Below are 14,711 nucleotides of genomic sequence, written 5' to 3' on the forward strand. Positions count from 1 at the left end.
AGGCGCGTAAGCGCCGTGCCCACCATCTTCCAATAATCCTGATCGGGAATGGTGGGCACGCTTCGCTTTGCCCACCCTACGGCAGTTTAGCGTACGTCAATCCGCCACGACCTTCACACGATCGCGCACTTTCACCTGCGCGTTGCGATCGAGCCCGTTGAGGACGCGAAAACGCTCGGCCGGGTGATCGACTCCGGCCATGCGGTGGGAGAGCGATTCCACGGTGTCGCCCGGCTGCACGGTGATGACCTTGATGCGCAGCGGGCGCGCGGCCTGGATCTCGTCGAGCGTCAGGCGGCGGAATGAACCGACGGTCTCGCGCGCATTGCGCTCGCTCTCGGTCGACTTCTGCCGTGCCGCGAAGATGAAGCGGTAGACGTCGCTGCCGAAGCGTAGCGCATAGACCTTGAACTGCCACTGGTCGCCCTTGGCGGTGGCGGACGCAGCCGGAAAACCGTTGATGGTGATGTCCTCGGTGGAGGCCTTCTCGACGCCCTCCATCCAGCCGGAATTCAGGTAGTCGCCGAGCGACTGTTCCGCCGGCACCCGCACGACGTCGAACCGCATCGCCTGCGAGCCGCCGTCGCGCACGCCGATCACGGCCTGCGCAGTGTTGTCGAGCGTAAAATTGTCCGGCGCCTGGAAGGTGAAGCCGAGCTTCGGATGCAGGAAGCGCCGGCCGCGGACAAAACCTTCGCTGGGGTCTTCGCCGTAGACGAGATTGTCGATCGCGGCGAGATAGGTCTCGCGGTCGCGCTCGCCGCCCTCTGGCGCTGCGTATTGCCGTGCGATGGTCTGCGCGTTCTGCACGCGCTCGGGCGTTGCCGGATGCGACGAGGTGAAATCCTGCGCGCGCGGATCGAGCGAGGTCTTGCCGACCTTCAGTTCGGCATTGCGCTCCATCGCCGAGAGAAAGCGTGCGGCACCATAAGGGTCGAAATGGGCCTTGGCGGAAATGCCGACGCCGACGCCGTCGGCCTCGAACTCCTGATTGCGCGAAAAGCTCGCCATGGTCAGCTTCGTCTTGGCGAGCGCGAGCGCGGTGAGATCGGGATCGTTGCTCATGTCGGTGACGACGCGGGTGACGATCGCGGCCTGGCGGGCCTGGTCCTCGCGCATCGCGGCGTGCTTGGACAGCACATGCGCCATCTCGTGGCTGAGCACGGAGGACAATTCCGACGTATCGCTCGCCAGCGCAAGCAGGCCCCGCGTGACATAGAGCTGGCCGTTCGGCAGCGCGAAGGCGTTCACCGCGCCGGAATTGAGGATCGTGACCCGGTAACCCTGGTCGGGCCGATCGGACGCAGCGACCAGCCGGTCGACGGTCTTGGTGACGAGCGATTCGAGCCTGGCGTCGTCGTAGGTGCCGCCATAGCTCGCCAGGATGCGCTCATGCTCCTTCTCGGTGGCGGGGGTCTGGGCGACGGCCGGCTTCGGCTTGGGCATCGCGACGGTCGGCGGGGCCGCCGCGGTCTGGAAGCGGCCCATATCGCCGCAGCCGGCAAGGGCTGAACCCAGCACGAGGCATAGCACAGCAGGCGCTGCCCGCAGGCGGCGTTCACCTTGTCCGTGCCGTCCTAGCACCACATTCACGTCGCTTAACCCGTGCCTGGCCCTTTTTAGGGCCTTACCCCTGTCGGCTCGTTTGCGCCCAGCAACTCGATTTGTCCTACGAGGCGTATATCGATACGCGGCCCCGTATTCCCCTCAGCCCAGCCTCGGACACGAATACGTTTATTTTCCAGAGACTTAAGAGCGATCCCGGCGCTTTCGAACGCGGGTACCATGCGCTTTGAAATAGTCACGGCGAAGCCGCGTGTCCAGTTTCGTCCGAAGTTGAGGTAGGTCATTGCCCCAGCTTGCCGGACCGACAGGACTTTGCCTTCGACCACCACAAAACGCCCGATCCCCGCCAAAATATCGTCCGGACTTTCCGCGTTTTTTATGGCCGACGGGTCAGCCCAGCTGCCCTTTTTTTGGCGCCTCGCCTCGGCCTCCGACGCCATCAGGGCCGCCGCGCAGTCCTTATCGGCAATCTCGGCGGAGACGATGGCGTCGCCCTGGGCGAGGAGCGTCGCCTGCACGGAGATGTCGCTCTCGCCGACAAAGACCAGCGCGCCCTGGCGGCCATAGCGGTCAGGCGTGTCGTCGGCGCTGCGCAGGATCACGTCGTGCCCGACCAGCAGCGAGGTCAGCGCCTGCTTCGTGGTCGCGGTCGGCTCGATGCCGGTCAAGCGGATTTCCCGGCCGTCATCGAGCCGCAGACTGCGCGCATCGATCGCGGTGACGCGGCCTTCGCCCTGGGACTCGAACTGGCACGGGCTCGCGAATGCGCTCTGCCCCGCGACGAGAAGGATTGCGATCAGCTGAAGCCGTTGCGTCACGTTGCCCGGTGAGGTTGCGTTGCGCTCCAATTATAACTCAAGCGTGGTGGGGCGCGAAGACTGTTTGTTCATACTCCGTCATTGCGCTTTGCGGAAAGCGCGTGTTGATCGCTCATCTGCATCGTCCCGCGCGCTTGCTGCGCTGTCGCGCATGCGGCATGATTGCGGCAACACCAATAACCAAGCCGCCATCAGAGTACGGCGCGATAAGGGAGGTCTTTTTCGATGAAGCATGTTGTGTCGGGCATTTTTGCTGCTGCGTTGGCGCTCAGTGCAAGTGCCGTGCAAGCCCAGGACAAGCCGCCACTGAAGATCGGCGGCATCCTCGACATGTCGAGCCTGTATGCCGACATCACCGGCCCCGGCAGCGAGACCGCGGCCAAGATGGCCGTGGAGGACTTTGGCGGTGAGGTGCTCGGCCGCAAGATCCAGGTGCTGGCTGCCGACCATCAGAACAAGGCCGATCTCTCCGCCAATATCGCCCGCGACATGCTCGACAATCAGGGCGTCGAAATGATCTATGACGTCGCGGCGTCCGCGACCGCGCTTGCCGCCGGCGAGATCGCGAAAGCGCGCAACAAGATCATCATGTTCAACGGCCCGGGCTCGATCCGCCTCACCAACGAGGCCTGCGGTCCCTACACCATTCACTATGTGTTCGACACCTACGGCCAGGCCAATGTGACCGGCCTTGCGGCCGTGAAGTCGGGCCTCGACACCTGGTACTTCCTCACCGCCGACTACGCCTTCGGCCAGGATCTGGAGAAGGACACCAGCGCCGTCGTGACCAAGACCGGCGGCAAGGTGCTCGGCAGCGTGCGCCATCCGCTCAACACGTCGGATTTCTCGTCGTTCCTGCTGCAGGCCCAGGCCTCGAAAGCAAAGGTGATCGGGCTCGCGAACGCCGGCGGCGACACCGTCAACGCCATCAAGCAGGCGGCCGAGTTCGGCATCACCAAGGGCGGCCAGAAGGTCTCGCCGCTGCTCGCCTTCGTGACCGACATCGACTCGATCGGGCTCGAGACCGCGCAGGGCCTGTTGCTTGCGGAGGCCTTCTACTGGGATCTCAACGACGACACCCGCGCGTTCTCGAAGCGCTTCCAGGAGCGCATGAAGCGGCCGCCGACCTCGGCGCAAGCCGGTGTCTATTCGTCCGTGACGCACTATCTGAAAGCAGTGAAGGCGGCCGGCACGACCGATGCCGCGACGGTGATGAAAGTGATGAAGGAGACACCGATCAACGACTTCTTCGCCAAGAATGGCAAGATCCGCGAGGACGGCCGCATGTTGCACGACATGTACCTGTTCGAGGTCAAGAAGCCGTCGGAATCCAAGGGCCGCTGGGACGACTACAAGCTGCTCGCCACGGTGCCCGGCAGCGAGGCGTTCCAGTCGCTGGAGCAGTCGCGCTGTCCGCTGGTGAAGAAATAAACACCGTCATTGCGAGGAGCGAAGCGACGAAGCAATCCAGGCTGTCTCCGCGGAAACGCTTCGCTCGCAATGACGAGTGTGGTGATAGATCAAGCAAAACAACGACAAGGGAGAAGCCCCATGAGTAACGACATGGTCCTGCAAAAGCTCGAAGGCGGGCTGCTCACCATCACGATGAACCGGCCCGAGCGGAAGAACGCGCTCAACCCGGACATGGTCGCCGGGCTGGTCGTGGCGGCACGGCGCGCGGCTGATGATCCCGAGGTGCGCGCGGTCTTGTTGAAGGGCGCGGGCGGCTCGTTCTGCGTCGGCGGCGACGTCAAGTCGATGGCGGAGGGCCGGGCGCCGCTGCCGTTCGAAGTGAAGATGGCGAACCTGCGCCGCGGCATGGAGGTGTCGCGCATCCTGCACCAGATGCCGAAACCCGTGGTGGCGCAGCTCGATGGCGCGGCGGCCGGCGCGGGTCTGTCGATGGCGCTGTCGTGCGACCTCCGCGTCGCCTCCGAATCCTGCAAGATCACGACCGCGTTCGCAAAAGTCGGCTTCTCCGGCGATTACGGCGGCACCTATTTCCTCACCCAGCTGCTCGGCAGTGCGCGGGCGCGCGAGCTCTATCTGACCTCGCCGGTGCTGACCGCGAAGGAGGCTCATGCGATCGGCATGGTGACCAAGGTCGTCCCCGACGCCGAGATCGACGCGGCCGCGCACGAGCTCGCGCTGTCGCTGGCGCAAGGCCCGTCGATCGCGCTCGGCTTCATCAAGCGCAACATCAACAATGCCGAGCATCTCGCGCTGGAGGATTGCTTCGACGGCGAGGCGATCCACCACACCCGCTGCAGCGACACCGAGGATCACAAGGAGGCCGCAAAGGCGTTCGTCGAGAAGCGCAAGCCGACCTTCAAGGGCGCATGACGATGGCGCCCTATATGCGGTTGCGGCAGATCTGCCTGGTCGCGCCGCAGCTCGCGCCCGTGATCTCCGACATCGCTGATATCATGGGCCTCGCTGTCTGCTACCGCGACGGCAATGTTGCGAAATACGGCCTGGAGAACGCGCTGCTGCCGGTCGACACGATCCTGCTGGAGGTGGTCGCGCCGTTCAAGGACGGCACCACGGCCGGCCGCTTCATCGAGAAGAGCGGCGGGCGCGGCGGCTACATGGCGATCTTCTGCTGCAACGATCCCGACGAGCGCGGTCGTAACGCCAACGCGCTGGGCGTGCGCACCGCCAACGTCATCGACCACGCGCCCTATCACGGCGTGCAGCTCCACCCCCGCGACTGCCGCGCCGCTTTCATCGAGTTCAACCACACCGAAGGCAGCGACGACATTTTGGGGCCGTATCCACCTGCCGGCCCTGACTGGCAAAAATTCATCCGCAAGGACGTGACGCAGGCGTTGACGAGCGTGGAGATGCAGAGCCCGGATCCGCAAGGGCTGGCGGAGCATTGGGGCAAGATCGTCGGCGTCGCGCCGAGTGGCGAGGCGGAACTGAAGCTGCCCAATGCAACATTCCGCTTCGTGAAGGGCGCCAGCGAAATCATGAGCGCGCTGGAGTTTCGGGTCACTCATGTTGCCGGTGTGCTGCATGCTGCGAGGGCGAAGGGACATGCCGTGGCGGGCAACGAGTTCTTGCTCGGTGGGGTGACGTTCCGCGTCAGTTGAGTGCTTGGTAGTGATCCGTCACCCTGAGGTGCTCACCTCTTCGGCGAGCCTCGAAGGGCGACGGCCACCGGCGGGGCCGCTCATCCTTCGAGGCTCCCCGCACGGTGCTATGCACCGCGCGGCTCGCACCTCAGGATGACGGTCTGGATACGGCGGGTGCACGAAGAATAAGAAGGGGATCACTCCATGCCGCATCCGCTCGATAGCTTCTTTGAACCCGCCAGCATCGCGCTGATCGGTGCCTCGCGCGATCATGAGAAGATTCCGGGGCGGCTCTTGTCGATGTTGCGCAAGAACGAGTATCCCGGAAAAATCTATCCGGTGAACTCGAATTACGCCGAGATCGACGGCCTCATTTGCTACAAATCGATCACCGACATCGGCACGCCGATCGATCTCGCAATCATCCTCATCCCCGCCCGCGCGGTGCTTGCCGCGCTCGAACAATGCGCAGCCGCCCGCGTGAAGAACGCCCTGATCATCTCCTCCGGCTTTGCCGAGGAGGGTGGGGAGAGCGCGGCGATGCAGGACGCGATCGCGGCGCTGGCGAGGCGGACCGGCATGCGGATTTCCGGTCCGAACGCCGAGGGCTTTTTCAGCCAGATGCAGCGCGTGGCGGCGACGTTCAGTCCCGCGGTGGACATCAAGCCGGGCGTGGTGCCGCTGGTCGCCACGACGAAGCGCATCGGCATCGTCGCGCAGAGCGGCGGCATCGGCTTTGCGTATTATCACCGCGCCAGTGCGCTCGGCATTGCCGTGAGCTATGTTGTGAGTGCCGGCAACGAATCCGATCTCGGGGCCGGCGAGTACCTGGATTACCTGGTGCAGGATGCTTCCACCGACGTGATCCTGCTGTTCATCGAAGGCATTCGCGACGTCGACAAGTTTCTCGCGGCAGCGCGGCGGGCCGCCGAGCTGAAAAAGCCAGTCATCGTGACGAAAGTCGGTCGCTCCGGCGCCGGGATGCGCGCGGCCGCCTCGCACACCGCGAGCATGGCCGGATGGTCGGCGGCCTACGACGCGGTGTTCGCCAAATATGGCTTCATTGTCTCCAACGATCTCGACGAGGCGCTGACGATCGCAGCCGTGCTTGCGAGCAATCCGTTGCCGAAAGGCGATCGCGTCGCCGTGGTCACCGTCTCCGGCGGCGCCGGCATCTGGGGCGCCGATGCCGTGGCGCTGCAAGGCTTGCAGGTGCCGGAGCTCTCGGAAAAAATCCAGGCGGAGATCAAGGCGCTGATGCCGTCCTACGGCACGGCGCGCAATCCGATCGACGTCACCGCGCAGGGCGTGACCTCGGGCGGCTTGCAAAAGAGCGTCGATGTGCTCACCGCGTCCGACGAGATCGACGCAATCCTTGTCGTGCTGTCGCTGTCGAGTGAGGTCCGCAAGCCGTTCAAGGAAGCCGAGCTGACGCCGGTGCTGGCCGCGCAGCGCAAGCCGGTGGTGTTCTATTCCTACACGGTGCCGTCCGATTTCGCGCAGCGCGAGCTTGCCAAATCCGGCGTCGTGGTGCTCTCGGGCCTCACCCATGTCGGCGTCGCGATGCGGCAGCTCGTCGACTACGCCAACTTCAAGCTGCAGAAGCCTGCGGACCGACCGCGACTGCCGGTGCGGGACATCTCTGCGCAGCTGAAATCGCCGGCTCTCTCGGAAGCCGACAGCAAGGCGTTGCTCCGCTCCGCCGGCATCGCGCTGCCGGACGAAGTGCTGGTGAAGGACAAGGGCGAGCTCGACGCAGCCGTCGCCCGCGTCGGCTTTCCCATGGTGCTGAAGATCCAGTCGCCGGACATCGCGCACAAAAGCGAGGTCGGCGGCGTACGCGTCAACATCACCACGAAGGGTGAAGTGTTTCTGGCGTTCGAGGCGCTGCTCAACAATGCGCGCAAGCACAGGCCTGAGGCGGCCATCCAAGGTGTGCTGGTCGGCCCAATGGCGAAGCAGGGTGTCGAGATCATCATCGGCACGATGACGGACAAGACGTTTGGGCCGATGGTGATGGTGGGCCTCGGCGGCATCACGACAGAGCTATTCCGCGACGTCGTCTACCGCCCGGCGCCGGTCGGCGCAGAAGAAGCCGGCGCGATGCTGGCACGCTTGAAAGCCGCGCCGCTGCTGACAGGATTTCGCGGGGCGGCGATGGCGGATGTTGCAGCGGCGTCGCAGTTGATCGCCGACATCTCCCTGCTTGCCGCGCAGCATGCAGAGGAGATCGCGGAGATCGAGCTCAACCCGGTGCTGGTGCATGCCGAAGGGCAGGGCGTGACGATCGTGGATGCGCTGGTGGTGGGGAGGAGTTAATCCCTCTCCCCTTGTGGGAGAAGGTGGCTCGCCGCGAAGCGGCGAGACGGGTGAGGGGTCTCTCTCCGCACGCACAAGCGCAGGAGAATGGCTTGCGGAGGCAACCCCTCATCCGGCGCTCCGCGCCACCTTCTCCCACAAGGGGAGAAGGAAGAAAGGACCTACCGCCCCCTGAAATTCGCCACGCGCCGCTCCTCCGTGGCCTTCACGCCTTCCTTGAAGTCTTCCGTCGCGCGCAGGCGCGTCTGCTCCTCGAGCTCGTGATTGGTCGCCGCCATCACGCGGTCGGCCAGCCCGGCGCGCATGGTGGCGCGGGTGGAGACGAGGCCGAGCGGGGAGCATTCGGCGATTTCGCCGGCGAGCTTCAGTGCGGCCGCCTTGACCTGGTCCTGCGGCACCAGTTCGTTGGCGAGGCCCCATTTGAAGGCCTCTTCGGCGGTGACGCGGCGGCTGGTGTAGAACATCAGCTCGGCGTTGTTCTTGCCGATCAGCTCGGGCAGCGTCACGGTCAGGCCGAAGCCGGGATGGAAGCCGAGCTTGGTAAAGTTCGCGGAGAAGCGCGCTTCGGGGCAGGTGACCCGGAAGTCCGCCGAGACCGCGAGGCCCAATCCGCCGCCGATGGCGGCGCCCTGCACGGCCGCGACGATCGGCTTCTTGGCGCGGAAGATGCGCACGGCCTGGATGTAAAGATGGTTGATCGCCCCGAGGCTGTCGGCCGGATCGCCCTTGGCCGTCTTATCGGCTTCGCGCGCCTCTTGCGCCTGTCGTGCCGGGTCCTGGAAATTGGCGCCGGCGCAAAACGCCTTGCCCTGCGCCGACAGCACCGAGGCGCGAATCTCGATGTCGCGATCGAACTCGTCGAGCGCGTCCGCGATCTGGTTGATCAGCGAAATGTCGAAGAAGTTGAGCGGCGGGCGGCGTATCTCGATGGTGCCGACGTGACCAACTTTTTCGACGCCGATATCTTTATAGGTGCTCATGATGTCCTCGAAGAGTTAGCGCAAACCAAGCCCGCGGGCGATGATGCCGCGCAGCACCTCGGTGGTGCCGCCCTGGATGGTGAGTTTCGGCGCGGTCTTGATGGCGAAGTCGAGCTGCCGCTCCAGCGTCTCGCGGTTGGTCGCGGTCTCCTCGACGAAGGCGGCGAGATCGCGCACGCGGTGCGGCAGCTGCTGCTCCCACACCGTGCCGATGTCCTTGACGATGGAGGCTTCGACGACCGGCTCCTTGCCGGCCTGCAGCATGCCCGCGACCGAGACCGACATACGCCGCATGGTGTGGAGCTGAGCCACCAGCCGGCCGATGCCTTCGGCACTGCGGGTATCAGGATTGGGGCCGACCGCGCGAACCAGCTCGGTCAGCACGTAATAGGTCTCCAGGAAACGCTCGGGGCCCGAACGCTCATAAGCGAGCTCGCTGGTGGCCTGCTTCCAGGCGCCGTCGACCTCGCCGAGCACGTGATCGTCGGGCACGAAGAAATCGGTGAAGACGACCTCGTTGAACTCGTACTGGCCGGTGATCTGGCCGATCGGGTTCACCTGGATGCCCGGCTGCTTCATCTTGACCAGGAACTGCGTGAGGCCGTGACGCCGGTTTTCCTTGGTCGGCTGCGACGTCCGGAAGATCGCGATCATGTAGTCGGCGATATGCGCCGACGAGGTCCAGATCTTGGTGCCATTGATGAGATAGCCGCCGTCGGTCTTGGTTGCGCGCGTCTTCGCGGCGAACAGGTCCGAGCCGGAGTTCGGCTCGCTCATGCCGATCGCGAAGCAGATCTCGCCGCGGCAAATGCGCGGCAGGATGTCCATCTTGATATGCTCAGGCGCATACTTGATCAGCACCGGCCCGCTCTGGCGGTCGGCGACGAAGAACCGCCGGGTCGGCGCGTTGGCGACGCGCATCTCCTCCGTCACCACATAGCGTTCGAGGAACGAGCGCTCCTGGCCGCCATATTTCTTTGGCCAGGTCATGCCGAGCCAACCCTTGGCGCCGACCCGGCGGGAAAATTCCGGCGCGTCGGTGTCTTCGCGGTTGGGCTTGTGCGGATCGAAGGTGCCGGCAGCGATTTCCTCGGCGAGGAAGGCGCGCACTTCCTTGCGCAATTGCTCGCATTTCTCGGGCAGGCGGATCGGATCGAAACGAAGGGCAGCGGTCATTGTTGTCTCGTCCCTGATCAGCGTGAAGCCACGAGCGGCCATAATTCGTCGGCGCCGCGGTTGGCAATGAGCTTGCCGAGCTCGACGGCCCAGTGGCTTTCCGAACCGAAATCGTCGCGCCAGGCCAATGCCCGCAGCGAATAGCGGTGCAGGATGTGCTCCAGGGTGAAGCCGATCGCGCCATGGACCTGATGCGCAATGGCGCCGCCCTTTTCCGCGGCTTCCGCGCAGCGGATCTTTGCCGAGGCGGCTTCGAGGTAGACCGCGTCGTCGAACGATCTTGCGTTCGCGATGGCATCGGCGGCCGAGGTCGCCGCGGCAAGAGCGGCAGCCGACTCGCCGGCGAGGCGGGCGAGATTGTGCTGCACCGCCTGGAATTTGGAGATCTTCTTCTCGAAGGCGACGCGCTCGTTGGAATAGCGCACGGAGATGTCGAGCATCGATTCCAGTGCGCCCGCGATCTGAAGGCTGCGCGCGACGCCGCCCATCAGCATCATTGTGGTCTGGTCAAAGCCCTTCGGTGCGGGCTTGATGGCGACGGGCTGCACCTTGTCGAGTGTGACGGTGTCGCTGTGGTCGTAGCCGACATTGAGTCCGGTCTCGATCCGACCCTTGCTCGCGTCGACCAGCGCGATCGAGGCGCCGTCCTTGCCGTGGGCCAGCACCGCGAAGTGCTTTGCCGCCTTTGCGAAGGGCACGCCGCGGGCGCGGCCGGAGAGCGCGCCGTCGGCATCGCGGGTGATGCGATCCTTCGGCGACGCCGGCAGCACCGTCATCTCCCCCTCGGGGGATGCGATCTTCGCCTGCGCCAGCAGCCAGCCGGCCAGCATGGTTTCGGCGAGGGGAACCGCGACTGCGAAACGGCCGGCCGCGTTCAGCAGCGCAAAGCCGTCGGCAAGGCTCGCGCCGGAGCCGCCGAGATCGTCCGGCACCCAGGCCAACGGCAGGCCGGCTTCGCTCAGCGCCTGCCAGAGCGGCGCCTGCCATGAATCCTTCTTGTCGTTGTTGACGGTCTGCGGATCGGCGAGATCGGCGAAGATTTTCTCCGCAGTCTCGACGACGATATTGTCACTCTCCGCCACAGCGTTCCCCGTGTTTTGCCATTGGCACTTCCCGCCCCCGTGGGGTGGGCGCGCAGGTTCTTCTTGCGCCCGATGATCCGAAAAAGCCATGGCCCTGACAAGCGTTGATCGCAGGTCAACCTGCGGCGCGGGCATGGGCGCAAGGGACTATAGAAGGCTAATTCCGCTTAGCGGAGTTTGCTCGATTTGCAGGGCGCGGCAAACTCGCTAAACAGGACGTCGATATTCAATCAAGGGGAAGGAAAGCCGGATGGCAAAGGACAGTTTGTGCGCAATCGTGACGGGGTCCGCCTCCGGCCTGGGTGCTGCGACCGCGGAAATTCTCGCACGGAGCGGGGCGCGGCTCGTCATCAACTATTCCTCGAGCGAGAGGGAAGCGGAGGCGACCGCGGAGCTTTGCCGCAAGGCGGGCTCACCGGAAGTTCTGGTCGCGCAGGGCGACGTCTCGAAGGATGACGATTGCCGCAAGATCGTTGCGGCAGCTGGCGGCTGGGGCCGGCTCGACGTGCTCGTCAACAATGCCGGCACCACCAAGCATGTCGCCCATGCCGATCTCGACGGATTGTCTGCGGAAGATTTCCAGCGCCTGTACGGCGTCAACACCATCGGCCCGTTTCAGATGGTGCGCGCGGCGCGCAGCCTGCTCGAGGCCGGCGCCAAGGCCTCTGGGCGGCCGTCCGCCGTGGTCAACATCTCCTCGGTCGCCGGCATCAGCGGTGTCGGATCGTCGATCGCCTATGCCGCGAGCAAAGGCGCGCTCAACACCATGACGCTGTCGCTGTCGCGTGCGCTGGCGCCGCTGATCCGCGTCAACACGGTATGTCCCGGCTATATCGATACGCCCTGGTTCACCAAGGGCCGTGGCGAGGCGGGCGCCAAGCAGGTGCGCGACAGCGTCGTGGCGAAGGTGCCGCTGAAGGTCGCATCATCGGCGGAAGACATCGCCCAGCTCGTCTGCTTTCTGGCGATGCCGGCCTCCAGCAACATGACCGGCGAGGTCGTGCGCATGGATGCGGGGATGCATTTGGTGACGTGAGGGCACGCGGCAAATACAACTGTCGTCCCGGCCTAGTGCGCAATTGCGCACGGGGGGCCGGGACTCATAACCACAAGAGGTAGTGAGGCGCGAAACCGGGAATTGCCAGTCTTCGCCAAACCAAATTCGGTGGCTATGGGTCCCGGCCTTCGCCGGGACGACGCCGAACTTGTTGATCGACCACACCGCAAAGCGACTGTGGTCTACCCCTTGATCACGCCGCTCGCCACCAGCCGGTGCCAGATAAACAGCACCACCACGGCGCCGATGGTGGCCATGATGAATCCCGCGCCCTGGTCGGGACTGTAGTGCCCGATGGCCTGGCCGATGAACGTCGCGAGAAACGCGCCGGCGATGCCCAGGATGGTGGTGAGGATGAAGCCGCTCGGATTGTTCGGTCCCGGCGCCAGCCAACGCGCGATGAGGCCGGCGACGAAGCCGACGACGATGATCCACAACAAGCCACCCATGCTCATGTCCGTGCTCCCCTCGTTTGACTAAACTAAATCAGACTCTGCCCGCGATCTCTTGCTCGGTCGGCAGCCGTCCGTCCGGCGTCAGATGATCGACCACCTGCGGCAGATATTGGCTGAGGCCGGAGAGCAGCTCGTCACGCGACAAGCCGCTCTGGGCCGACAGGCTCTCGATCTGGTCGGCGCCGAGCGCATTGGCGAGATCGCCTGGTGCGATCGCCTTGTTCTCGCCCTTGCCGACCCAGGTATTGGCGGCGTCGCCATGACCGCTCTGCTGGAGCTGGTTGAGGAGATCGCCGAGACCGCCGCTGAGCACGCTGCCGGCCGCGCCGCCCGCGAGCAGGCCGCCAAGGCCACCCTTCAACAGGTCACCGAGGCCGCCGCCAGCGCCTGCATTCACCGACGGGGGGAGATGCGTCGGCGTCGGTGCCGGGGACGGCTGCGGCGCGCTGCCGGTTTGGTTGCCGCTCAAATGCTTGAATGCCTTCCAGGCGAGCAGGCCAAGGAGCGCCATGGTCATTGGCGACATGCCGCCGCTGGATGAGGATTGTGAACTCGGCGTGCTTGGGCCGCGCGGGCCGTTCTGCATGCCGTTGAGGACGTCGAGCAAACCCATGGCGTTCTCCCTTGGCGCTTTCTTGCTGGTAACAAGCCCCGATCGAAAACATATGAGGCCGTCATGACGGTTACAAGGCGATTGCGCCGCAACTGCGGGAATGGGCAGCAGGCAGCGCCTCTGCTATCGAGGGCAGACCGTTAAGGAGACAAGCCAAGGTGGTTACGGATCGACCGATCGTGGTGGCCGGCGCAGGCGCCATCGGATGTTTCGTCGGTGGCACCCTGGCGGCTGCCGGCCGCCGCGTCGCGTTCCTGGTGCGGCCGCGGGTGAAGGCCGAGATCGAGCGGTTCGGCCTGCTTCTGACCGATTTCGACGGCTCCGAGAAGAAGATCGGCGCGGGCCAACTCGCGCTGTCGCAAAATCCCGCGATCTTCCACAGCGCCGGCATCGTGCTGGTCACGGTGAAGAGCGCCGACACGGCCGGTGTCGCAGACCAGATCGCGCAGCATGCGCCGCAGGACGCCGTCATCGTCTCGCTGCAAAACGGCGTCGGCAATGTCGCGGTGCTGCGCGAGCGCCTCGGCGACCGCCGCGTGCTCGCCGGCATGGTGCCTTTCAACGTGGTCGGGATGGGCGAGGGCCGCTTCCACCGCTCGACCTCCGGCGACATTCATGTTGGTCAAGATGATACGAACACGGCCGCAGCGCTGTCGGTGCCGGGGCTCACCATGCGCGCGAGCCGCGACATCATCGGCGTGCAATGGGGCAAGCTGATCATCAATTTGAACAACGCGCTCAGCGCCTTGTCCGACATGCCGCTCGCCGCGCAATTGGCGAACCGCGACTGGCGACGGCTGTTCGCCGATCAGATGGCGGAGGGGCTGGCTGCGATGAGGGCCGCCGGCATCACGCCGGTCTCGGCGACGCCGATCCCGTCGTCCTGGACGCCCACCTTGCTGAGACTGCCCGATCCGATTTTCAACCTCATCCCGGGAAGGACCATGAAGATCGATCCCGAGGCGCGTTCCTCGATGTGGCAGGATTTGAAGCAGGGCCGTAAGACCGAGATCGACTATCTCCAGGGTGCGATCATCGCGCTCGCCGAGCAGAACAGGATCGACGTGCCGCTGTCGCGCCGCATTGTTGCGCTGATCAAGGAGGCGGAGAGTGCGGGCAAGGGGCCGCCGCGGCTGACGCCGCGGGAGGTTCGCGGGTAACGCATGAGTGCAGGCTGCGCGACGGGAGGAGCAACGATGAAGCGTCGTCTGATGATCGGATTCGCGTTGGCCGCGCTCTGCGCCGCGTCCTCGGTCGCGGAGGCCCGGCCGCCGACGGTCATGAACTCTCCCGGCTATGACAGGCGATTGCAGGAGAGCAGGTCGCAGTTGAGCAGTTCTCCGACGACAACGGCGCCTGCGAATTCCCCGGTAGCTCAACCGAAGCGCAGCAAGAAGAAGCCTCTGAACTGAGGATGTAAGCGCGGTCTCCATCACACCCGTCATTGCGAGCGCAGCGAAGCAATCCAGAATCCCCACGCGGAAAGACTCTGGATTTGTTAACGGGGCGGCCCAAGATGGTAGATTTGGCGGGTGCGCCCAACCATCAAGGATGGATGGATTAGCACA

Annotated in this window: 14 protein-coding genes; 7 read left to right on the forward strand and 7 right to left on the reverse strand. The window is 64.9% G+C overall.

Annotation, left to right across the window (positions count from 1 at the left end; all coding sequences use genetic code 11):
- Positions 1-96 precede the first annotated feature (96 nt).
- Entirely contained in the window at positions 97-1,488 is a 1,392-nt protein-coding gene (locus AC0L30_RS21210; protein WP_246649422.1) for a M48 family metalloprotease, read from the reverse strand.
- A gap of 131 nt (positions 1,489-1,619) precedes the next feature.
- Positions 1,620-2,414: a thermonuclease family protein gene (locus AC0L30_RS21215; protein ID WP_007599283.1), complete on the reverse strand. Its 795-nt coding sequence runs from the start codon at positions 2,412-2,414 to the stop codon at positions 1,620-1,622.
- Between the two features lie 195 nt (positions 2,415-2,609).
- Between AC0L30_RS21215 and AC0L30_RS21220 the strand changes: the two genes are divergently transcribed.
- From AC0L30_RS21220 to AC0L30_RS21235, 4 genes are all read left to right on the forward strand, one after another.
- Positions 2,610-3,815, forward strand: coding sequence for an ABC transporter substrate-binding protein (locus AC0L30_RS21220; RefSeq protein WP_473405098.1), 1,206 nt, complete (start codon positions 2,610-2,612; stop codon positions 3,813-3,815).
- Positions 3,816-3,935: 120 nt separating this feature from the next.
- A complete protein-coding gene (locus AC0L30_RS21225; RefSeq protein WP_473405099.1) occupies positions 3,936-4,727 on the forward strand; it encodes an enoyl-CoA hydratase in 792 nt (263 codons plus the stop codon).
- Positions 4,728-4,729: 2 nt separating this feature from the next.
- Positions 4,730-5,479: a VOC family protein gene (locus AC0L30_RS21230; RefSeq protein ID WP_473405100.1), complete on the forward strand. Its 750-nt coding sequence runs from the start codon at positions 4,730-4,732 to the stop codon at positions 5,477-5,479.
- 186 nt (positions 5,480-5,665) lie between these two features.
- The gene (locus AC0L30_RS21235; protein ID WP_473405101.1) at positions 5,666-7,780 is read left to right on the forward strand and encodes an acetate--CoA ligase family protein; all 2,115 of its coding nucleotides are present in this window, start codon (positions 5,666-5,668) and stop codon (positions 7,778-7,780) included.
- A gap of 161 nt (positions 7,781-7,941) precedes the next feature.
- On the opposite strand, the gene AC0L30_RS21240 is transcribed toward AC0L30_RS21235, so the two are convergent.
- From AC0L30_RS21240 to AC0L30_RS21250, 3 genes are read right to left on the reverse strand one after another with little or no spacing between them, the layout of a single operon-like run.
- Positions 7,942-8,760, reverse strand: coding sequence for an enoyl-CoA hydratase/isomerase family protein (locus AC0L30_RS21240; RefSeq protein WP_473405102.1), 819 nt, complete (start codon positions 8,758-8,760; stop codon positions 7,942-7,944).
- Positions 8,761-8,775: 15 nt separating this feature from the next.
- The gene (locus AC0L30_RS21245) at positions 8,776-9,936 is read right to left on the reverse strand and encodes an acyl-CoA dehydrogenase family protein (protein WP_008133127.1); all 1,161 of its coding nucleotides are present in this window, start codon (positions 9,934-9,936) and stop codon (positions 8,776-8,778) included.
- A gap of 17 nt (positions 9,937-9,953) precedes the next feature.
- The gene (locus AC0L30_RS21250) at positions 9,954-11,018 is read right to left on the reverse strand and encodes an acyl-CoA dehydrogenase family protein (RefSeq protein WP_473367301.1); all 1,065 of its coding nucleotides are present in this window, start codon (positions 11,016-11,018) and stop codon (positions 9,954-9,956) included.
- 250 nt (positions 11,019-11,268) lie between these two features.
- Here AC0L30_RS21250 and AC0L30_RS21255 point away from each other — a divergent pair, with 250 nt between their 5' ends.
- Positions 11,269-12,054, forward strand: a complete 786-nt coding sequence (locus tag AC0L30_RS21255; RefSeq protein WP_219684836.1) for an SDR family NAD(P)-dependent oxidoreductase — start codon at positions 11,269-11,271, stop codon at positions 12,052-12,054.
- A 203-nt stretch (positions 12,055-12,257) separates the two neighbouring features.
- Here the strand turns inward: AC0L30_RS21255 and AC0L30_RS21260 are convergent, their stop codons facing one another.
- Together AC0L30_RS21260 and AC0L30_RS21265 are read right to left on the reverse strand one after the other, a co-directional pair.
- On the reverse strand, positions 12,258-12,530 hold the full coding sequence (locus tag AC0L30_RS21260) for a GlsB/YeaQ/YmgE family stress response membrane protein (RefSeq protein WP_196236584.1): 273 nt from the start codon (positions 12,528-12,530) through the stop codon (positions 12,258-12,260).
- A 31-nt stretch (positions 12,531-12,561) separates the two neighbouring features.
- Positions 12,562-13,143: a YidB family protein gene (locus AC0L30_RS21265; RefSeq protein ID WP_354159819.1), complete on the reverse strand. Its 582-nt coding sequence runs from the start codon at positions 13,141-13,143 to the stop codon at positions 12,562-12,564.
- Positions 13,144-13,301: 158 nt separating this feature from the next.
- Here AC0L30_RS21265 and AC0L30_RS21270 point away from each other — a divergent pair, with 158 nt between their 5' ends.
- Both AC0L30_RS21270 and AC0L30_RS21275 read left to right on the forward strand, forming a co-directional pair.
- Entirely contained in the window at positions 13,302-14,303 is a 1,002-nt protein-coding gene (locus AC0L30_RS21270; RefSeq protein WP_473405103.1) for a 2-dehydropantoate 2-reductase, read from the forward strand.
- Between the two features lie 36 nt (positions 14,304-14,339).
- On the forward strand, positions 14,340-14,555 hold the full coding sequence (locus AC0L30_RS21275) for a hypothetical protein (RefSeq protein ID WP_473405104.1): 216 nt from the start codon (positions 14,340-14,342) through the stop codon (positions 14,553-14,555).
- Positions 14,556-14,711 lie beyond the last annotated feature (156 nt).

The organism is Bradyrhizobium sp. MI1.11, from assembly GCF_055811255.1.